This is a genomic window from Limnohabitans sp. (assembly GCF_040401135.1).
Lineage (GTDB): Bacteria > Pseudomonadota > Gammaproteobacteria > Burkholderiales > Burkholderiaceae_C > Limnohabitans.
The window spans coordinates 81097-99968 of record NZ_JBBAOV010000004.1; the positions used below are offsets into that span (position 1 = coordinate 81097).

The 18872-nt window shown below is 57.6% G+C and carries 19 protein-coding genes; 1 reads left to right on the forward strand and 18 read right to left on the reverse strand.

Features of this window, described 5'->3' with window-relative positions; genetic code table 11:
* Positions 1-43: 43 nt before the first annotated feature.
* The 14 genes from ABWP81_RS02345 to leuC form a co-directional block, all read right to left on the reverse strand.
* Positions 44-1159, reverse strand: a complete 1116-nt coding sequence (locus ABWP81_RS02345; protein WP_353138942.1) for a hypothetical protein — start codon at positions 1157-1159, stop codon at positions 44-46.
* On the reverse strand, positions 1152-1850 hold the full coding sequence (locus ABWP81_RS02350; protein ID WP_353138945.1) for a TIGR02466 family protein: 699 nt from the start codon (positions 1848-1850) through the stop codon (positions 1152-1154). The genes ABWP81_RS02345 and ABWP81_RS02350 overlap by 8 nt, the downstream gene beginning before the upstream one ends.
* 16 nt (positions 1851-1866) lie before the next feature.
* Positions 1867-2547, reverse strand: coding sequence for a nucleotidyltransferase family protein (locus ABWP81_RS02355; protein WP_353138948.1), 681 nt, complete (start codon positions 2545-2547; stop codon positions 1867-1869).
* Positions 2548-2549: 2 nt separating this feature from the next.
* A complete protein-coding gene (locus ABWP81_RS02360; RefSeq protein ID WP_353138951.1) occupies positions 2550-3449 on the reverse strand; it encodes an XdhC family protein in 900 nt (299 codons plus the stop codon).
* A 24-nt stretch (positions 3450-3473) separates the two neighbouring features.
* Positions 3474-4676 (reverse strand): vWA domain-containing protein, encoded by a 1203-nt coding sequence (locus tag ABWP81_RS02365; RefSeq protein WP_353138954.1) that lies wholly within the window; start codon positions 4674-4676, stop codon positions 3474-3476.
* Between the two features lie 7 nt (positions 4677-4683).
* Positions 4684-5643 carry an AAA family ATPase gene (locus ABWP81_RS02370; RefSeq protein WP_353138957.1) on the reverse strand — a complete coding sequence of 320 codons (960 nt, stop codon included), beginning with the start codon at positions 5641-5643 and terminating at the stop codon, positions 4684-4686.
* Positions 5644-5645: 2 nt separating this feature from the next.
* Positions 5646-6251 (reverse strand): SRPBCC family protein, encoded by a 606-nt coding sequence (locus tag ABWP81_RS02375; protein WP_353138960.1) that lies wholly within the window; start codon positions 6249-6251, stop codon positions 5646-5648.
* A gap of 12 nt (positions 6252-6263) precedes the next feature.
* Positions 6264-8675: an aerobic carbon-monoxide dehydrogenase large subunit gene (locus tag ABWP81_RS02380; protein WP_353138963.1), complete on the reverse strand. Its 2412-nt coding sequence runs from the start codon at positions 8673-8675 to the stop codon at positions 6264-6266.
* Positions 8676-8704: 29 nt separating this feature from the next.
* Positions 8705-9190, reverse strand: coding sequence for a (2Fe-2S)-binding protein (locus ABWP81_RS02385; RefSeq protein WP_353138966.1), 486 nt, complete (start codon positions 9188-9190; stop codon positions 8705-8707).
* A gap of 15 nt (positions 9191-9205) precedes the next feature.
* Positions 9206-10069, reverse strand: a complete 864-nt coding sequence (locus ABWP81_RS02390; protein WP_353138969.1) for an FAD binding domain-containing protein — start codon at positions 10067-10069, stop codon at positions 9206-9208.
* Positions 10070-10304: 235 nt separating this feature from the next.
* On the reverse strand, positions 10305-11048 hold the full coding sequence (locus ABWP81_RS02395) for a LytTR family transcriptional regulator (RefSeq protein WP_353138972.1): 744 nt from the start codon (positions 11046-11048) through the stop codon (positions 10305-10307).
* 92 nt (positions 11049-11140) lie between these two features.
* Complete coding sequence (gene leuB, locus ABWP81_RS02400; RefSeq protein WP_353138975.1) at positions 11141-12226, reverse strand: 3-isopropylmalate dehydrogenase; 1086 nt, start codon at positions 12224-12226, stop codon at positions 11141-11143.
* Positions 12227-12255: 29 nt separating this feature from the next.
* Entirely contained in the window at positions 12256-12900 is a 645-nt protein-coding gene (gene leuD, locus ABWP81_RS02405) for a 3-isopropylmalate dehydratase small subunit (RefSeq protein ID WP_353131679.1), read from the reverse strand.
* Between the two features lie 15 nt (positions 12901-12915).
* The gene (gene leuC, locus ABWP81_RS02410) at positions 12916-14337 is read right to left on the reverse strand and encodes a 3-isopropylmalate dehydratase large subunit (RefSeq protein ID WP_353138978.1); all 1422 of its coding nucleotides are present in this window, start codon (positions 14335-14337) and stop codon (positions 12916-12918) included.
* Between the two features lie 89 nt (positions 14338-14426).
* On the opposite strand from leuC, the gene ABWP81_RS02415 reads away from it, so the two are divergent.
* The gene (locus ABWP81_RS02415; RefSeq protein ID WP_353138981.1) at positions 14427-15629 is read left to right on the forward strand and encodes a CaiB/BaiF CoA transferase family protein; all 1203 of its coding nucleotides are present in this window, start codon (positions 14427-14429) and stop codon (positions 15627-15629) included.
* Positions 15630-15712: 83 nt separating this feature from the next.
* Here the strand turns inward: ABWP81_RS02415 and ABWP81_RS02420 are convergent, their stop codons facing one another.
* From ABWP81_RS02420 to ABWP81_RS02435, 4 genes are read right to left on the reverse strand one after another with little or no spacing between them, the layout of a single operon-like run.
* Positions 15713-16072, reverse strand: coding sequence for a cupin domain-containing protein (locus ABWP81_RS02420; protein WP_353138984.1), 360 nt, complete (start codon positions 16070-16072; stop codon positions 15713-15715).
* Positions 16073-16087: 15 nt separating this feature from the next.
* On the reverse strand, positions 16088-17083 hold the full coding sequence (locus tag ABWP81_RS02425) for a quinone oxidoreductase family protein (protein WP_353138987.1): 996 nt from the start codon (positions 17081-17083) through the stop codon (positions 16088-16090).
* A 21-nt stretch (positions 17084-17104) separates the two neighbouring features.
* Positions 17105-17989, reverse strand: a complete 885-nt coding sequence (locus tag ABWP81_RS02430) for a beta-keto acid cleavage family enzyme (RefSeq protein ID WP_353131674.1) — start codon at positions 17987-17989, stop codon at positions 17105-17107.
* A gap of 13 nt (positions 17990-18002) precedes the next feature.
* Positions 18003-18770, reverse strand: a complete 768-nt coding sequence (locus ABWP81_RS02435) for an SDR family NAD(P)-dependent oxidoreductase (protein WP_353138990.1) — start codon at positions 18768-18770, stop codon at positions 18003-18005.
* Positions 18771-18872 lie beyond the last annotated feature (102 nt).

The window sequence follows — 18872 nt, forward strand, 5'->3', positions numbered from 1 at the left end:
CGTCGTCTCCATCATTCAAATGATCATAGTTGGCTACTTAGATTTAAGTCGCGGACAAAGACAAGTAAAACCCCTGTCTGCGCCACCACAAAAACACCAGCTGTCCTGCTGCCAGCAGTCCCATCAATGCCAGCGCAGTTTGCATAGCCCAAGGGCCTTGCATGGGGCTCACAGCCCCCACCCAAACTAGTAAAACGGGACCCAGCAAAAGTGCCAAACTGCGCGCCATCCAAGGTTTATGCCTTGGCAAAGCGTCAACTGTTGAGCGCTGACGGCTGCAATGCACCGCCCATGCCAGTGAAGGCAAGAGCATGACCAAAATGCTGTGAACAAGGCTGTCGCCCAGCAGCATCAGCGCGCCCAAAGCCAGTAATGACAAGATGACATAAATCTGAAGCGGCGACGCTGCGAGAGAAGGAAAGGCGGTACGTATCAAAAAGGCTGTCAGCGTAGGCAAGCCCGCCATCAGGGCCAAGTGGGCCCCAAACATTTCTTCATTGCTCCACCCAAGGCTTGCGCACCATGTATTGCTCAGCCATAAAGTGCCCATCATCAAACCCATTGAAGAAGGGGCTAGCAAAGTTTGAAGATTGGCACGCGATCCGTAGCAAGCTTGCGTGCCGCTTGCCGTGCAACGGTCATGCGCATACAAAACGACCGTACACACCGCCAACAAGACCATTACAGCCCCATTTGTAAAAGGTGTTCCATCAGGCCACTGCCAGCAGCAAGCCACAAGCGCTGCGGCCAAGACAGGATGCCAAGCCACATTGCCAAGCTGGAAAGTGCTGACTTGACTGCGTGTTTCTATCATGGCGCTCCACAGACCCCACACCACGGCCAAGCCTAAAAGTACGCCGAGTGTCCAAGGCTGGGCTACTAGGTTTTTTAGCCCGTAAACGCCACACAAAGTGAGAGCCCCCAGCAACCCAATAACCCATGGCGCACTTTTAAAAGCCCAGGCACCGCCTCGGCACAGCAAGCGCACAGCCCACCATATCGCAATAGCCAGCACACCACTGGCAAAGGACCAACCCAAGATCGTGCCTTGCTGTCCCAGCCAAAGCCAGCCGAGCAAAAGAACCAGCCAATGCGCGACCTCTCTCGCATGGGTCAGCGCTCTGAGGGCATGGTTCAAAGTAGCTAGCTTGTCAGACATGGGCATACTCGTGCAGTTGGTCAGAGCCACCCACCGCATGCACGCTAACATTGAAAGACACAATCACGCGGTCGCTGTCACCGTGGTAAGGCATGGCCTGGTGCGGCAACCAAGATGGGAATACCACCAGTTGCCCAGGCACGGGCGCCATGTCGAGATGCGCATTTTGCAAATAGGCGTTGCCAAAATCCATGGCTGCACCGCCTAAACGGTTGAAGTGGGAGCCATAAAATCGCGTTACGCCATTGGCCGAGCCCAGCACAGGGTGTGCGCTGCGCTGCTCAGGCGGGTCAACTTGAAGGCAATACACACCGGACCAAGAACAGTTGCCATGGGTGTGAACATCGTGGTGGCTGCCTTGGCTGGAGATTTGAAACCAAATGCCGCGCATGGCGATTTGAAAACCCGGCTTGGCTTCTAGCCAAGCGCCTTGGTTGGCCAAAACCACGGTCTGGCTCACACTGTCGATGAAAAAGCGCACCAACTGCTCCCATTCGGACAAACGGATGCGTTGCAACAAGTCATCCCGGCTAGCGTAAAAAGCTTTGGGTGCACCTGATGCCTCTGCATCGGTAGCCCGCATGGCCTGAAAAACCCGTATCAACACATCGTTCACCACATCGGCGTGCACCAGGCGATGCACGCCAAGGGGTGTGTGCCAAAGCGTGTAAAGCGGATCAGGTTGCAACATGCTGTCTTGGTTCAACTCAAACTGTCTCAGCCAAATGGGCAGGCCATTTGAGTTGGTGGCCCGTGCGCGCAGCCAGTGCCGTGATGTCCTCAAGGGTGTCCACATCGGTGCGGTAGCGGCTGTTGGCGCTCTTCCAACTGAGTACTTGGTCTGGATGGGCAGATTGCCATTGGCGACAACCCACATTCGCCCCACCGGCCAGAATCTGTTCGCGCACCTCGGCGCTGAACATCACCGGGTTGCCCGGCAGACCGTCGATCGTGGGCTGGACCACTTGTGCGCCCTCCGGCCGCTTTTTGTATGCCCCGATCAGGTCGTTAATATCTTGCGAGTTGATCAGTGGCTGATCGGCCAAGGCCACCAGGGCGGCATCGAGTTTGGGAGACAGGGCTTGCAGCCCTAGACGCAAGGAAGAATTTTGTCCGGCATCGGGGTCAGGGTTACGCACCAGCGTGACCGGAAACTCTTTCACCGCATCTTCGATGAGCTTGGCGTAATGACCCACGACCACCACTACTTCGTCAACCCCTGCACCAGACAGGGCGATCAACTGGCGACGTATCAGTGGCACACCTCCCAACTCCAGCAAACATTTGGGGCGATAACCCATGCGCGAGCCAGAGCCCGCGGCCAACAAAACCGCTCCTACCGCCAAGCGGCTGTACAAGCCACCACCGCCTTTGAGAATGCACCCCATGGTTAGCCTCCGCAGCAAGATGAGTTGGTTGGAACGGCCACACTGACCAATACGGCCACTGGCTCGACGGTATTCAACGGGGAAGTGTTGGGATCTGATGCAGTTTGGGGATCACGCCCACGGCGCGCTGCCACTACCGAAGTCAGAACCGACAGCGCAATTTCTTCTGGGGTCTGCGCGCCGATAAATTCTCCAGCAGGTGCCACGATGCGCGCTACGGCGGCTGGGTTTTCACCGCTGGTGACCAAGCTATCAATTAGCACACTGGCTTTTTTAGCGCTGGCGACAAACCACAAACCTTGCGGTTGCAAAGCCAGCGCCGCTTTGAGGCCTTGCAGGTCGCGGCGTCCTTGAGTAGCCACCACCACAAAGGGTGTGGAGGACAGTTGGGAAATGACGGCGCTGACTTCGTCGCTGGCCAGCACCGTGTTGGCCTCTGGAAAGTCAGCGGGCACGGCACCTTGCGCCACCACCGCCACACGCAAGCCTACACGGGGCGCTAAAGTCACCAAGGCTCGCGCCACGGGCGAGTCGCCCACAACCGTTAGGGTGGCCGAGGGCATGACTGGGTCGATGAACAACTCCAGCGTTCCGCCCGAATGGCAGGCCATGCCAAATTCGAGCACGTCGCCCAAATCGCGCTCAGCGCTTTCATCCGACGGGGAGATGCGAATTTTGCGAGGCTGGCCGTCCAGCAAAGCGCGACGAACGGTGTTGATGACTGCAGGTTGGGCACAACCACCACCAATCCAGCCGTGAATCTGACCGTCGGTGGTAACGACCGCTTTGTCGCCTGCTTTTCCCGATGTGGGGGCTTGGGCACTCAAGACGGTGACCAAGGCAAAAGGCTGGTCTGCGCTTTGCAGACGGGCGGCCTGAGTGATCCATTCGTTGCGGTTCATGTGTGTTCTCCTCAAATTCTAGGGTCAGTGCAAAACATGTCGTGCTGCGGCTAAATCGGCCAAGCTAGCCATCGGCACAAAGCGCTCGATGCGGCTGCGGGCACGCTGCAAAGCACCCGCTGCGGGTACCGCGCGCGTGGGGTGAAACCAAGTGATGCGGGCACCGCGAGCACGAACCTCTTGCAATGCTTCATCCAGCAGATCGGGACCGTCGGTGTCAAAGCCGTCTGAGAACACCCACACGCGTGCGGCCCGGTTGAGCTGGGCGCGTGCGTGGTGTCGGGCGAACTCTTGCAAGCTGGCAGCAATGCGCGTGCCGCCACCAAATCCAGCGGTCACGGCGTTGACTTTTTCCTGAATGGCGGGGGTGTCGCGGTGCATATAGGGTGTAACTTCTGCCAAGCGGGTGTGGAACACAAACACACGGGCATCGGCTTCGAGTGCAAAGGCGCGGGCCACGCGCAAAAACAGCGCAGCGTGCGATTCCATCGAGCGGCTCACATCGGCCAAGATAAAAAGGCGCGGCGGCTCTAAGCGTTTGACTTTCCATGCGGGCTGCATCAACTCGCCGCCCCAAGCCACGCTGCGGCGCAGGGTCTGTCGCAAATCCAGCCGCTGCCCACGCGGGGCCACGCGCCAGCGGCGGGTGGGGCGCGCTTGCAGTTTGGCGGTGATTTGTCGGGCCAGCTGTTGCAAGGCGCTGAGCTCTTGGGGCATCCACATTTGGCCATCTCGTTGGTGCAGTGCTTCGGTGCGGCTGGCACCGCCTTGGGCGCGGGGCGTACCCGCGTCTTGTTCGTCTTGGCCCACCGAAGGCATGTCGCCTGCGGTCTGAGGCGCAGCCTGCTGGTTGCTGGGTTGTGTGTTCGGTTGTTGCGCCGCGTCCATCTGACTGTGCAGGGTTTGAACGCTTTGGCGGAGGTTGCGACTGGGGCGGGTTTGGCCGCTGACTTTGACGCCGCCTCGTAATTTCTCGGGGTGCCAAAAGCGCTCGTAGACATCGGGCCACAGCTGCCATTCACGGTGGCTGTGGCAAGCAATGGCGCGCCAAGCGGCTTGGATAGGTTTTTCTTGCAAAGGGCCAAAGTGCAGCGTGGCTTGCAGCATGGCCTGCTGCTCGGATACGCCGACCGTTAGGCCATGGTCGCGCAGCAGCGCGGCAAAAGCAGCCAAACGTTCAGAAGGCGCAATGCCAATCTGGGCTATCGGGGCATTTGGAGATGTCATGAGGCGATCATGCCGTCGCTTTGGCCTGCTCGTTGGCGTTTTCGGCCACTCCGACAGTGCGACGACCTTCGACCAACTGGCGCAAACGATCTGGGCCCATTACAAAGCGGTCTTCGCGGGTCTTGAGCAAGCAGCCTAAGGTGCACAAAACGGCTGACATGTCTTCGGGCAAGTGGTTGTGTTGCAAGTGAAAGAGTGCACGCACCCAGTCCAGCGTTTCGGCAATGCCGGGAATTTTGGCCAGATCTTCACGGCGCAAGCGCTGCACAAACTGCACAGCCTCCTCCACAAGCCGCGTGTCGGCCTCAGGCAAAGCAGATTTAACAATGGCGATCTCACGCGCCAGAGTTGGGTAATCGAGGTAGTGGTAAAGGCAGCGGCGGCGCAATGCATCAGACAACTCACGCGTGCCGTTGCTGGTCAAAATGACCTGCGGAATGTTAGTGGCGCGGATGGTGCCGATCTCGGGCACGGTGATCTGGTACTCGGCAAGCACTTCGAGCAAGAATGCTTCAAATGCTTCGTCGGTGCGGTCGATCTCGTCAATCAGCAACACGCAAGGGCCTGGCTGGCTAATGGCGCGCAGCAAGGGGCGCTCTAGCAGGTAGTCGCGGCTGAATACGTCGGCTTCGCGCACTCGGTTAGAGCCTTCTTGGCCCGCTTCGTTCAAGCGAATGGCCATTAACTGGCGGCCATAGTTCCACTCGTAGGCAGCTTGAGCAAGGTCTAAGCCTTCAAAGCATTGCAGACGAACCAAGGTGGCGTTTTGAGATTGCGCGAGTGCAGTGGCCAGCGCGGTTTTACCCACGCCCGCATCGCCCTCGAGCAGCAATGGCCGCTGCAAAGCGGCCGCCAACCACACCGTGGTGGCTAGGTCTTCATCGGCCAGGTAGCCCGAACGCTGCAGCCGTTCGCGCAGCAAGCGCTCCTCGGCAGCAGGCTGAGCGGGCAGGCCTGGCATAGTCATGCTCAGGCCTTCTTGCCAAGCAAGCCACCAACCCAGCTTTTGACCAAGGCCCAGAAGATGGCCAAGCCGTTAATTTCGCGGGCCACTACCGGAGCTGCTGCTGCTGTGGTCTGCCCAGAAGATGCAGCGACTGAGCCAACTGCCGCTGGCAAAGTCAGGGCGGTTTGACGGAAGTTCTCGACAAACTGAGCTAACAACATATCTGACACCTGCACCATCATGCGGCCACCGAACTGAGCGAACTTGCCGTTCACGATTACCGCTGCCTGACCGTTCAGCAAGCAATGCGCTGGGTTGGCAGGGTCGGCGGTGATGATCGCAGTCAGGTCCATCGAGGCGGACGAGCCGCCCTTATCAGCACCCTTGCCGCGCAAGACCATCTTGCGCTCGGTGGGCACCGCTTCGACCACGTCCACGGTTCCGCCGAACTGTGCTACAGCCGGGCCAACCTTGACCTTGACGCCGCCCTTGAACGAGGTCTCGGATAACTGCTCGGTGATTTCGGCGCCGGGCATGCAATTGGCCGTGGCCTTTAGGTCGGTAAGCAAGGCCCACGCTCGCGCGGCATCCACATCGAGCGGGTACTGTTTGTCGAGTTTGACTTCCATTTTCTTTTCTGATTACAAAGCGGCGCCGTGCTTGCGCAGCGCTTTCCAGGTGCGGAAAGCGTTGTGCGGCATATCCAGATGAGTGACACCTAAGTGAGAGAAGGCATCGACCACGGCGGACGTGAAGGTGGGGATCGAGCCCACGTGAGGCGACTCGGCCACGCCTTTGGCACCCAGCGGGTGGTGTGGCGAAGGTGTCACGGTGTGGTCGGTTTCCCAGTGCGGTGTTTCCACGAAGGTGGGCAAGAAGTAGTCCATCAGCGTGTTGCCCAGCAGGTTGCCCTGCGCATCGAACGGCATTTGCTGACCCATGGCCACGGCGAAACCTTCGGTCAAACCACCGTGGATTTGGCCTTCGATGATCATCGGGTTGATGCGGGTGCCGCAATCGTCCAGCGCATAGAAGCGGCGAACCTTGGTCTCGCCCGTGGCGCGGTCGATGTCCACCACGCACAGGTAAATGCCGAAGGGGAACGTGAAGTTAGGTGGGTCGTAGTAATGCACGGCCTCCAAGCCTGGCTCCATGCCATCTGGTGGCTGGTGGTAAGCCTGCCATGCCACATCGGCCATAGTCTTGAACTTGCTGTCGTCGCCCTTGACCTTGAAACGGTCGACTTCCCAATCGAGGTCGTTTTCGTTGACTTCAAGCATGTGGGCCGCGATCTTGCGCGCTTTTGCGTGGATCTTGCGGGCGGCCAAAGCGATAGCAGCACCGGCCACAGGGGTGGAACGCGAACCATAAGTGCCCAAGCCATAAGGCGCAGTCGATGTGTCGCCCTCTTCCACCTGAATCACTTCCGACGGAATACCCAGCTCGGTGGCGATGATCTGCGCGTAAGTGGTCTGGTGGCCCTGACCTTGCGTGATCGTGCCCATGCGGGCAATCGCGCTGCCGGTGGGGTGGATGCGGATTTCACAGGAATCAAACATGCCCACACCCAAGATGTCGCAGATCTTAGAAGGACCGGCACCGACTACTTCGGTGAACGTGACTAAGCCAATGCCCATCAGCGTGGGGCTGTTGGGGTCGGCGCGTTTGAGCGTTTGTTCGGCGCGCAGACCTTTGTAGTCCACGGCTTTCAGCACCTTGTCCAAAGCAGTCTGATAGTCGCCCGAGTCGAAATCGAAACCGAAGGCGCTTTTGTAAGGGAACTGATCTTTTTTGATGAAGTTCTTGGCGCGGATCTCGGCCTTGTCCATGCCTAGCTTTTGCGCCAGCACGTCGACCATGCGCTCAATCAGGTACACAGCTTCGGTCACGCGGAATGAGCAGCGATAAGCCACGCCACCGGGGGCCTTGTTGGTGTAGACGCCCTTAACGCTGGCGTGCGCAGCCGGAATATCGTAGCTGCCCGAGACGATGTGGAACATGCCAGCGGGGAACTTGGTCGGGTCGGCGCAGGCGTCAAACGCGCCGTGGTCGGCCACCACGTTCACACGCAGGCCCGTGATCTTGCCGTCGGCTGTGGCGGCAAGTTCGCCGTCCATGTGGTAGTCGCGGGCGAAGCCAGTGCTCGAGATGTTTTCGATGCGGTCTTCAACCCACTTGACCGGGCGACCCAACACGATAGACGCGACTATGGCGCACACATAGCCAGGGTAGATCGGAACTTTGTTGCCGAAGCCACCACCGATGTCGGGGCTCACGATACGCACTTTGGATTCGGGGATGCCCGAGAGCATGGACACCACGGTGCGCACAATGTGCGGAGCCTGCGAGGTGATGAAGGTGGTCAGATCGCCCTTGACCGGGTCGAAAGAGGCCACGCAGCCGCAGGTCTCGAGCGGGCAGGGGTGCACGCGGGGGTAATACATGTGCTGCGATACGGTTACTTCCGCCTTGGCAAAAGCAGCATCCGCAGCTGACTTGTCGCCGGCATCCCAAGTGAAGATGTGGTTGTGGTGGTCGCGTTTGCCGTGTGCGCCTTCAGTCTTGCCTGCAAGGTCGTCACGAATCACGGGAGCGCCGGGTAGCAGGGCGGCGTAGGGGTCCATAACTACGGGCAGTTCTTCGTAAATAACTTCAACGGCTTCTACGGCGTCAGCGGCGATGTAGCGGTCGTCGGCAATGACGATAGCCACTTCTTGCATTTGAAAGTGAACCTTCTGATCGGCAAGTACGGCGGCCACGTCACCGGCGAGCGTGGGCATCCAGTGAAGCTTGAGGGGCTTTAAGTCATCGGCGGTGAGTACTGCGTGCACGCCAGGGATGGCGAGTGCAGCTTCTTTGTTGATTTTGACAATACGGCCGTGGGCTATGGGGCTGCGCACGATGTCCATATGCAGCATGCCTGGCATTTTGATGTCATCGACATAGTTGCCCTTGCCTTGGATAAAGCGGGCATCCTCTTTGCGAAGGCGCGAAGCGCCCATGCCAGCCAGCGCAAGTTCACGGGCTTCAGCGGAAAGTACCGGTGCGTTCATGTGTGTCTCCGATCAAATAGGTTTTTACATCAAGCCGCAACGGGCTCTTGCAGTTTTTTGGCGGCGTACTGGACGGCTTTGATGATGTTTTGGTAACCCGTGCAGCGGCAAAGGTTGCCGCTCATGCCGTGGCGAATTTCGTCTTCGCTCGGGTTGGGGTTTTCTTGCAAGAATCGGTAGGCACGCATCAGCATGCCAGGGGTACAAAAGCCGCATTGCAAGCCATGCTCTTTGTAAAAGCCTTCTTGCACCGCGTGCAGCACACCCTTGTTGGCGAGACCTTCGACAGTGAGCACTTCAGAGCCGTCGCACTGGATTGCCAGATGGGTACAAGATTTGACTGATTGGCCATCGATGTCAACTGTACAAACACCGCAGTGGCTGGTTTCACAACCAATGTGAGCACCTGTGAGGTTGAGCTCTTCACGCAAAAAATGGATCAGCAACGTGCGCGGCTCAACCGCTTTTTCTTCTTTCTTGCCGTTGACGGAAATAGTGATAAGTTTTTTAGTCATGGTGTTTTCCTTCAATTAGGCGCAAAGCGCCCAAGCTTTGTTGAGGGCGCGTTTGACCATTTCTCCGGCCATGGCGGTCTTGTATTCGATATCGCCACGCAAGTCTTCTGCTGGGTCGCAGATTGCAATGGCCGCTGCAGCTGCAGCTTGTACGTTTGCGGCGTTGAATGGTTTGTTCAACAAAGCGGCTTCTGCGGCTGCGGCGTGAAGCGCCGTGGGGGCTACGTTGGTAAGGGCAATGCGCACATGGCTGACTTGGTCACCCTTCTTGCGAATTACCACCGCGCAACCGGCTGTTGCCCAGTCACCGGTTTTGCGTTTGAGTTTTTCATAGGCGTAGCCGGTGCCATGAGCAAAAGCAGGTACACGGATTTCGCACATCACCTCGTTCTCTTCGAGGAGCGTCATGTAGGTTCCCAAAAAGAAGCCGTTAGCCGCAACAGTGCGGCGGCCATTAGGGCCCTCGAGCACAAATGACGCGTCGATGGCAATAGAAAGAGCTGGATGGTCGTTGCCAGGGTCGCCGTGGGCGATGTCGCCACCAATGGTGCCCCTGTTGCGCACTTGGGGGTCAGCGATCAGCTTGGCCGCTTCGCAAAGCAAAGGCACTTTGGCTTGCAGAATGGACGAGGTAATTAGTTCATTTTCGACTGTCATCGCACCGATCACAACGGTATTACCGTCTTCACGGATGCCCTTAAGTTCAGGAATGCGATTGATGTCAATTAAGTGCTCTGGCTGAGCAAAGCGCAGTTTCATCATCGGTAGCAAACTGTGGCCGCCTGCTAGCAATTTGGCATCGGAGCCCAATTGACCGAGCAGGGTAACAGCCTCAGCCACAGTTGTGGGTGAGTGGTAGTCGAAACGCGGTGGAATCATTAAGGTCTCCTCTGTTTGTCTAGAACAACCTTAAGTATTGACGCAAATCATTGCCCCACTTTTTCCGCGGGATATTGGCAGATAGGCGCTTAATGGGTCAATTTACTGCACGAAACGCTATTTTCATGGCACGAATCGCAAATCTTCGAAAATCATCGTTCCGCAATTAGGGAATTCCCGATTAAAAAATGCACTATGACATACCCTTGGTATTGAGCTTGAACCACAAAAAAGTTCAGGTCAACCCAAGCGCTTGTCGCAAGCGGGCAACTTCGCCACGCGATACAGGCACAGGTTGTGTGTTCTTGCCTTTTAGGACAATCTGAGTTTTGCTGCCCTCACGGGTCAAGGTTTGCACCGACTGCAGGTTGACGATGAAGCATCGGTGCACTCGCATAAATTGGTCGGGATCGAGTCTCAAGGCCAAATCGCTGATGCTCAAATTGCAAAAGTGATAGCCCTCGCGCGTGAGCACGCGGGTGTAGTGCGCTTGAGACTCCAAGCAAAGCACGTCTTGGGTGTCGACAAACGAAACCTTTTGGTTCGCCACCATGGGGATGCGCGACAAGCGCATGTTCTTAGCTGGCGCATCTGAGAGTTTTGGGGCTTGGCCGACGACTTGGGTAACGTCGTAAAACACCAGCGCAAAACCGGTGGTCTCTCCGGTGGCGTTGCCCAGACGGCTGACCTTGATCAGCAGCACTTGCTCCGGAATGTTGATGATCATCGTCATCGGTACCGCATTGGCCATGGGGCAACCCGACGCCTCATCCAACAGAAACTTGACTTTCGGCTTGGAGCGTTCGGGGTGGAACGAGGTCACCAATTTGCCAAAAGGCTGTTTTTCATCTACAGGTAAGACGCGACGTGCATAGTCGTTCATTGCAAGCACGTTGCGATCCGCATCGAGATGAATAACCCCTGCTTCGAATTTTTCAAAGACATACAAGCCTGGGTTGTGCGCGGTCTTGGTATCCATGGTTTATCTCCTGATACTTTGCCAAGTGAGCCGCTGCGGCATCTCTTTGTATGCCTGTGTAACGGATGCTAAAAAGCAACTGATTTTTTTGATCAGCCCAAAGCTTTCACCACCGCGTCCCCCATTTGCGCCGTGCCCACTTTCGTGGTGCCTTCGCTGTAGATGTCTGGGGTGCGCAGGCCTTGGGCCAGCACGGTTTTGACGGCGGTTTCGATACGGTCGGCTGCTGCTGCTTGGTTTAAGCTAAAGCGCAGCATCATGGCCGCGCTCAGGATGGTGGCCAAGGGGTTGGCCACGCCTTTGCCAGCGATATCGGGGGCGCTGCCGTGGCTAGGTTCGTACAGGCCTTGGTTCTTCGAGTTCAAAGAAGCTGAAGGCAACATGCCGATCGAACCCGTGAGCATGGATGCTTCGTCACTCAAGATGTCGCCAAACATGTTGCCCGTCACCACCACGTCAAAGCGCTTGGGTTCCTTCACCAGTTGCATGGCGGCGTTGTCGACGTACATGTGGTCCAAAGCGATGTCTGGGTACTCTTTGCCCACTTCTGTGACGACGTCTTTCCAGAACTGGAAGGTTTCCAGCACGTTGGATTTGTCCACGCTGGTCACTCGGCCTTCTTTGCCTGCGGCTTTGCGCTTGCGGGCGGCTTGGAAAGCAACGTGGGCAATGCGCTCGATCTCAGGCTTGCTGTAGCGCATGGTGTCAAACGCTTCTTCCGCCCCTGGAAAGTGGCCGTCAGTGGCCACACGGCGGCCGCGCGGTTGACCAAAGTAAATGTCGCCAGTCAGTTCACGGATGATCAAAATGTCCAAGCCAGAAATCAGCTCAGGCTTCAAGCTTGATGCGCCCACCAATTGCTCGTAGCAAATGGCAGGGCGGAAGTTGGCAAACAGGCCCATGTTTTTGCGCAAACCCAAAATGGCTTGCTCGGGGCGCAGGGGACGGTCGAGGGTGTCGTATTTCCAATCGCCTACAGAGCCAAACAACACAGCGTCAGAGGCCATGGCTAGCTTGAGCGTCGCTTCTGGCAGCGGATGGCCGTGCGCGTCAAACGCGGCGCCGCCGACCAAAGCGGTTTCCATTTCAAACGTCAAATCCAAGACATTCAACACCTTGACGGCTTCTGCGATGATTTCTGTGCCGATGCCATCACCGGGGAGGATTGCGATTTTCATGTGTGCTTTCTTTTGATCTTGAACGTGCGTTACATCGTGTGAGCCAACCAAGGCTTGGTGGCCAAGCGCTCGGCTTCAAAGGCCTTGATTTTGTCGGACTGACGCAGGGTCAGGCCAATGTCGTCAAAGCCGTTGATCAAGCAGAACTTGCGAAAGGCTTGCACCTCAAACGGAATGGTTTCGCCTTGCGGGCGCACGATGACTTGGTTCTCCAAGTCAATCGTCAACTCATAGCCTGGGAAGGCGTGGGTTTCGTTGAACAACAGGTCAATCGCGGATTCGGGCAGCACGATGGGCAACAAGCCGTTTTTGAAACAGTTGTTAAAGAAAATGTCGGCAAAGCTGGGTGCAATCACGGCGCGGAAACCGTATTGGTCAATCGCCCAAGGCGCGTGTTCGCGTGACGAGCCGCAGCCAAAGTTCTTGCGGGCTAACAACACAGAAGCGCCGTTGTATCGGGGCTGGTTTAGTACAAAGTCTGGGTTAGGTTTGCGGCTGGCGGGGTCTTGGCCGGGTTCGCCGTGGTCCAAGTAGCGCCACTCGTCAAACAAGTTGGGGCCAAAGCCGGTCTTGCGGATGGACTTTAAAAACTGTTTGGGAATGATGGCGTCGGTGTCGACGTTCTCGCGGTCCATGGGGGCCACGATGCCTTTGTGGAGGGTGAATTTCTGCATGTCTTTTTCCTTCCCTTAGGCGAACTTACGCACGTCCACAAAGTGGCCGTGAATAGCGGCCGCAGCGGCCATGGCGGGGCTGACCAAATGGGTGCGGCCACCGTTGCCTTGACGGCCTTCGAAGTTTCGGTTGCTGGTGGATGCGCAGCGTTCGCCGGGCTCAAGTCGGTCGGCGTTCATGGCCAAACACATCGAGCAGCCTGGCTCGCGCCACTCAAAGCCAGCGGCTTTGAAAATCTCGTGCAGGCCTTCTGCTTCGGCTTGGGCTTTGACCAAGCCAGAGCCGGGCACCACCAAAGCAAGCTTGATGTTCTTGGCCACTTTTTGCCCCAGTTTTTTGACAACGGCAGCGGCTTCGCGCATGTCTTCGATGCGGCTATTGGTGCATGAGCCAATGAACACTTTGTCTACAAACAAGTCGTTCAACGCCTTGCCGGGTTGCAAGTCCATGTAGGTCAACGCACGCTCAATGGCGCTGCGCTTGTTGGCGTCTTTTTCTTTGTCTGGGTCGGGCACGATGCCGTTGATGTCCAGCACCATTTCAGGCGAGGTGCCCCAGGTCACTTGCGGCAAGATGTCTTCGGCCTTGAGCTCCACCACCGCATCAAACTTGGCGTCTGCGTCAGAGTGCAAGGTTTTCCAATACGCCACGGCGTGGTCCCATTCGACGCCTGTTGGCGAGAGGGGGCGGCCTTTCACGTACTCAATGGTTTTGTCATCCACCGCCACAAGACCAGCGCGTGCGCCGCCTTCGATGGCCATGTTGCAGACCGTCATGCGGCCTTCCATGCTGAGCGCGCGAATGGCTGAGCCTGCGAATTCAATGGTGTAGCCCGTGCCTCCCGCAGTGCCGATCTTGCCGATGATGGCCAGCACCACGTCTTTGCCTGTGATGCCCTTGGCCAGCGTGCCTTCGACTTTGATGAGCATGTTTTTGGCTTTTTTGGCCAACAAGGTTTGTGTGGCCATCACGTGCTCGACCTCTGAGGTGCCGATGCCGTGGGCCAGTGCCGCAAACGCGCCGTGGGTGGAGGTGTGGCTGTCGCCGCATACCACCGTCATGCCTGGCAGAGTGGCGCCGTTCTCAGGGCCAATGACGTGGATGATGCCTTGGCGCTTGGACATGAACGGAAAGAATGCGGCAGAGCCAAACTCGGCCATATTGCTGTCGAGCGTGGTGATTTGTTCTTTGCTGATGGGGTCGGTGATGCCGTCGTATCCAAGTTCCCAGCCCGTGGTGGGGGTGTTGTGGTCAGCGGTGGCCACGATGGAGCTAACGCGCCAGATCTTGCGGCCTGCTTGGCGGATGCCCTCAAACGCTTGTGGGCTGGTGACTTCGTGCACCAAATGGCGGTCGATGTAGAGGATGGATGTGCCGTCCTCTTCGGTGTGGACAACATGTTCGTCCCAAATCTTGTCGTAAAGCGTGCGTCCCATGTGTGTTCCTTTATGCAGCCAACGATTTTATGCGGAGTTGTGCCGCCTCGCCCGATGGCGACAGGCATGACTTGGCACAATGACAGCCCATGACCCGACCAACTCAAACCCCACTTCACGGCCTACGCGTGGTCGAACTCGGCCAACTCATTGCGGGCCCCTTTGCCGCCAAAACACTGGCCGACTTTGGCGCGGATGTGGTGAAGATTGAAACCCCCAAAACCGGCGACCCCCTGCGCAAATGGCGCTTGCTGAAAGACGGCACCTCGGTGTGGTGGCAAGTGCAGTCGCGCAACAAACGTTCGGTGGCGCTGGACTTGAAAGAAAAAGAAGCCCAAGACATCGTGCGCCAACTCGTCAAAAATGCCGATGTGCTGATTGAAAACTTCCGCCCCGGCGCGATGGAAGGCTGGGGCTTGGGGCCTGACACGCTGCTGGCCATCAACCCTCGCCTCATCATGCTGCGCATCAGCGGCTATGGGCAAACAGGGCCGTACCGCGACAAACCCGGCTTTGGCGTGGTGGCCGAGGCCATGAGCGGCTTGCGCCATCTCACCGCCGAGCCCGGCCGCGTGCCGGTGCGTGTGGGCGTGAGCATTGGCGACACGCTGGCGTCGCTGCACGGCGTGATTGGCATTTTGACGGCGCTGCACGAGCGCGAGCGAAGCGGCCAAGGCCAAGTGATTGATGTGGCTTTGTACGAAGCCGTGTTTAACTGCATGGAAAGTTTGTTGCCCGAGTACAGCGCGTTTGGCGCAGTGCGCGAAGCCGCCGGCAGTGCGTTGCCCGGCATTGCGCCGAGCAACGCCTACCGTTGTGGTGATGAAGGCTATGTGCTAATTGCAGGTAATGGCGACAGCATTTTTAAACGCCTGATGCACACCATGGGGCGTGACGATTTGGGCGCTGACCCCGCACTCACCGACAACGCAGGCCGCGTGAAACGCGTGGCCGAGATTGACGCGGCCATTGGTGCCTGGACGGCGCAACTTAGTGTTGAACAAGTGATGGACGCGTTAGACAAAGCGGCCGTGCCCGCCGGTCGCATCTACACCGTGGCTGACATTGCAGCCGACCCGCATTACCAAGCACGCGGCATGATTCAACAGGTGCAGATGGATGACGGCACATCCCTGGCGGTGCCCGGCATCATCCCGAAGTTGTCGCGAACACCGGGCAGCCACCGCCGCAACGCGCCCACCATTGGGCAAGACACAGATGCGGTGTTGAGTGAAATTGGTTTAACCACAGCGCAGATTCAAGCGCTCAAAGACAAGGGCATAGTGGCTTAACGACTTTGTTGCTTGCGGCCCTTATGAATGGCTTATTCGATGCGAATGCCCGCTGCCTTGATCTGCTGAGCAGATTATCAAAATCAAGCAGAGGGTGGATCAAAGGGCATGGCCAACAACGTCCGCGCTTCTTGTTGGGTGTGATTGATGAGTTGGCGTTTTTCACCGGGGGCGATGCGGCAAGAGTCAAAAGTTTTCAAGATCTCACGCGTTTCCAAACCATCGACCTCACTGACCACAGTGACTTCGCCTTGCACCACGAAATAATGTTTTTCAATGGGCGAGCTATCCAGCGAGGTGTGTCCACCTGGCGCGTAGATAGACAGACCCATCCAAAGCTGGACCGCAGGGCCAGCTTCACGGCCTTGGAGGCGCAAGCATTGCATGTCGAAGTGGTTGGGTGCCACGTATTCGGGCGCTTGGGTGAGTCGGGTGATGTTCATTTTTTACTCGGTCGTTCAGGGGTTGAAAACGATGCGGCGGCTGGCGCCACTCAACACTTCTTTGTACACGGCCAACACGTGGTCGAGTGAGAACACGGCGTCTGCGCTGACCTCAAAGGGGTGCAAGGTGTCCGCTTCAAAACCCGCACGCATGGCATCCATACGTTCGTTGGTTTCAATGCAGTTGAGCGCCAAGGTGTCGATGCCCACATAGGTGTGCATGCCACGGTAGAAGGTGAAGATGTCAAACGGCACAGGGCGCTCAAGGGTGGAAATGAAAATCTGCGTCGCACCTTTGGCCATAGCTTTGTTGGCGGCTTCAAAGTAAGGGCTGCCCACGGTGTTGAACACAAGGTGTGCACCTTTGCCGTCACTCAGATCGCGGATGCGTGCGGCTACGTCTTCGGTTTTGGCGTCGATGGTGTGCACACCTTTCGATGGGCCACTCCATTCGCCAGCGCCACGTTGCACGGCAATGACGTTCGCGCCCGCTTGCGCCGCGAGCTGCACCGCCGCTTGGCCCACTTTGCCGTTGGCGCCCATCACCGCCACGGTTTGACCGCGCTGAGGCATGCCACTGCGACGAAAACCTTCATAGGCGGTGATGAAGGGCACACCCACCGAGCCTGCTTCTTCAAAGCTCAAGTTTTTTGGTTTTTCGCGCAAGGCGGCTTCGGGCAAAACCAGCCAACCCGCATGCGAACCATCGCGTGTGATGCCCACATCGCCGCCCGAGCCCCACACTTCTTTGCCCACCCACGCGCTGGGGCCTTCAACCACAACGCCCGCAAAGTCGCGGCCAGGGGTGCGCGGAAACACGGCTTGCGGCATGATGCCCAAAGCGGCTTTCACATCGCTGGGGTTCACGCCGGCGCTGCGCACGCGCACCAAGGCTTGGCCAGATTGCAATAAAGGTGGTGTTTGTTTTTCTAGGGTCGGTGAAAGTTCATCGGCCGAGGCAGCTTTGGCGTTCACACGCACAGCGCGCAAATCATCTTTTTGAATCGACATGCGTTGTTTTTCCTTTGTGCCTTAAGCGCGACTTGGTAAGTTGAGCATGGCGCGTGCTTCGCGTGGATTGGCCAGCTCGCCGCCTAGGTCGTGGATCAGGCGTTTGGCTTTCGTCACTAACTCGGCATTGCTTTTGGCCAGCACGCCTTTTTCTAAATAGATGTTGTCTTCCATACCCACGCGCACGTGGCCGCCCGCAAGCCAGGCCTGTGCCACGATGGGAAACTCAAATCTGCCAATGCCAAAGGCTGACCAAATGGCGCCCGCTGGCAAGAGGCTGCGTGCATACAACAAGGTTTCGGGGGAAGACGAAAACCCATACTTCACGCCCGTCACAAAAGTCCACATGCCAGGGCCGTCCAGCGTGCCATCGGCAATCAGGTCGCGCGCCAAATGCATGTCACCAGAGTCAAAAATTTCAAGCTCTGGCTTCACACCCGCTTCGCGCATGACCTTGGCCATGATGCGCACATTACGAGGTGTGTTGATGACCACATCAGCGCCAGAATTCATGGTGTTGAGATCTAGCGAACACACATCGGGTTTGAGAATGCGCACATGTTCCACGCGCAGTTCGGGCTGCACCAAGGTCGAGCCGGGGGCTGCCACACGCGGGTCGTCCACGCTGGGAATGAAGCGACCACCTGGGCCTGTGGTGAGGTTGATGATCAGCTCGGGGTTGGCGCGACGCACTTGGTCAAACACCTCGCGGTAGAGCTCAAGCGCCATCGAGGGTTTGCCTGTCTTGGGGTCGCGCACATGGATGTGCACCGCCGCGGCACCTGCTTCGGCTGCAGCCAAACATTCGTCAGCAATTTGCGTGGGCGTGATGGGCAGGTGAGGGGTTTGGTCTGGCGTGGTGATGTTGCCCGTGACCGCGCAGGTGAGGAAAGTTTTTTGACTCATATTAATTTTTTAATTAAAGGTGACGACCGCCGTCCACCACGATGCGTGTGCCGGTGACGTAGCGCATGGTGGTGGCGCAGGCTTGCACCACGGCCGCCACGTCGTCTACTGTGCCAATGCGGCGGAGCGGGATGGTGTTGGCTACTTTCTCGTTGAAGTCTGCGCCGCGACCCGGCACAAAGCTAGAGTCCACCACGCCGGGTGAGACCGAGATGACGCGCACGTGGGGCGCAAAAGCTTTGGCCAGTGCGTCGCCCACTACATCAATGCTGGCTTTGGCGGCGACGTAGGCCAAGTTGCTGCCTGTGCCCGTGAAGGCAGCGATGGAGGAGATGTTGACGATCAAGCCGTCTTCAGATTTTTTGAGCAAAGGCATAAAGGCGCGAATGGTGGCGATCACGCCGCGAAAGTTGACCTTCAAAATGTCGTCAATCAAGTCGTCCGTCAGCGCGTCTAAATCGCTGGCAGGAACGGCTTGGGTATAGCCCGCGCTGTTGATGAGGATGTGCACTACGCCGCACTTTGCAGCCACTTGGTCGGCCACCGCTTGAAGTGATGCGCTGTCTGTCACTTGAGCTTTAAAGGTGAGGTGGCCTGAGCCTGGCAAGGCGGCCGCTTTGGCGGCTGCTGTTTCTGGGGATTCTGAGTTGTAAATCAGCACACAGCGTGCGCCGAGGTTGGCCAACCGCTGCGCAGATGCCAATCCAATCGCGCCTGTGCCGCCGATGATCACCGCAACTTTTCCTTCAAGTGAGTCTGTGGGTTCGAAGCTGGATGTCATGAGGTCCTTCAGTGAAAGCATGAAAATCAGGCTTGGACTCTAGAGACAGATTTGCTATTAACCAGTCACACTCAAGACAGAAGTGGCTGTATCGCTTGAAAG

Bases quoted from the DNA above. Each gene is read 5' to 3' on its own strand.
- ABWP81_RS02345 (WP_353138942.1), bottom strand. From the start codon at position 1,159: ATGTCTGACAAGCTAGCTACTTTGAACCATGCCCTCAGAGCGCTGACC.
- ABWP81_RS02350 (WP_353138945.1), bottom strand. From the start codon at position 1,850: ATGTTGCAACCTGATCCGCTTTACACGCTTTGGCACACACCCCTTGGC.
- ABWP81_RS02355 (WP_353138948.1), bottom strand. From the start codon at position 2,547: ATGGGGTGCATTCTCAAAGGCGGTGGTGGCTTGTACAGCCGCTTGGCG.
- ABWP81_RS02360 (WP_353138951.1), bottom strand. From the start codon at position 3,449: ATGAACCGCAACGAATGGATCACTCAGGCCGCCCGTCTGCAAAGCGCA.
- ABWP81_RS02365 (WP_353138954.1), bottom strand. From the start codon at position 4,676: ATGACATCTCCAAATGCCCCGATAGCCCAGATTGGCATTGCGCCTTCT.
- ABWP81_RS02370 (WP_353138957.1), bottom strand. From the start codon at position 5,643: ATGACTATGCCAGGCCTGCCCGCTCAGCCTGCTGCCGAGGAGCGCTTG.
- ABWP81_RS02375 (WP_353138960.1), bottom strand. From the start codon at position 6,251: ATGGAAGTCAAACTCGACAAACAGTACCCGCTCGATGTGGATGCCGCG.
- ABWP81_RS02380 (WP_353138963.1), bottom strand. From the start codon at position 8,675: ATGAACGCACCGGTACTTTCCGCTGAAGCCCGTGAACTTGCGCTGGCT.
- ABWP81_RS02385 (WP_353138966.1), bottom strand. From the start codon at position 9,190: ATGACTAAAAAACTTATCACTATTTCCGTCAACGGCAAGAAAGAAGAA.
- ABWP81_RS02390 (WP_353138969.1), bottom strand. From the start codon at position 10,069: ATGATTCCACCGCGTTTCGACTACCACTCACCCACAACTGTGGCTGAG.
- ABWP81_RS02395 (WP_353138972.1), bottom strand. From the start codon at position 11,048: ATGGATACCAAGACCGCGCACAACCCAGGCTTGTATGTCTTTGAAAAA.
- leuB (WP_353138975.1), bottom strand. From the start codon at position 12,226: ATGAAAATCGCAATCCTCCCCGGTGATGGCATCGGCACAGAAATCATC.
- leuD (WP_353131679.1), bottom strand. From the start codon at position 12,900: ATGCAGAAATTCACCCTCCACAAAGGCATCGTGGCCCCCATGGACCGC.
- leuC (WP_353138978.1), bottom strand. From the start codon at position 14,337: ATGGGACGCACGCTTTACGACAAGATTTGGGACGAACATGTTGTCCAC.
- ABWP81_RS02415 (WP_353138981.1), top strand. From the start codon at position 14,427: ATGACCCGACCAACTCAAACCCCACTTCACGGCCTACGCGTGGTCGAA.
- ABWP81_RS02420 (WP_353138984.1), bottom strand. From the start codon at position 16,072: ATGAACATCACCCGACTCACCCAAGCGCCCGAATACGTGGCACCCAAC.
- ABWP81_RS02425 (WP_353138987.1), bottom strand. From the start codon at position 17,083: ATGTCGATTCAAAAAGATGATTTGCGCGCTGTGCGTGTGAACGCCAAA.
- ABWP81_RS02430 (WP_353131674.1), bottom strand. From the start codon at position 17,989: ATGAGTCAAAAAACTTTCCTCACCTGCGCGGTCACGGGCAACATCACC.
- ABWP81_RS02435 (WP_353138990.1), bottom strand. From the start codon at position 18,770: ATGACATCCAGCTTCGAACCCACAGACTCACTTGAAGGAAAAGTTGCG.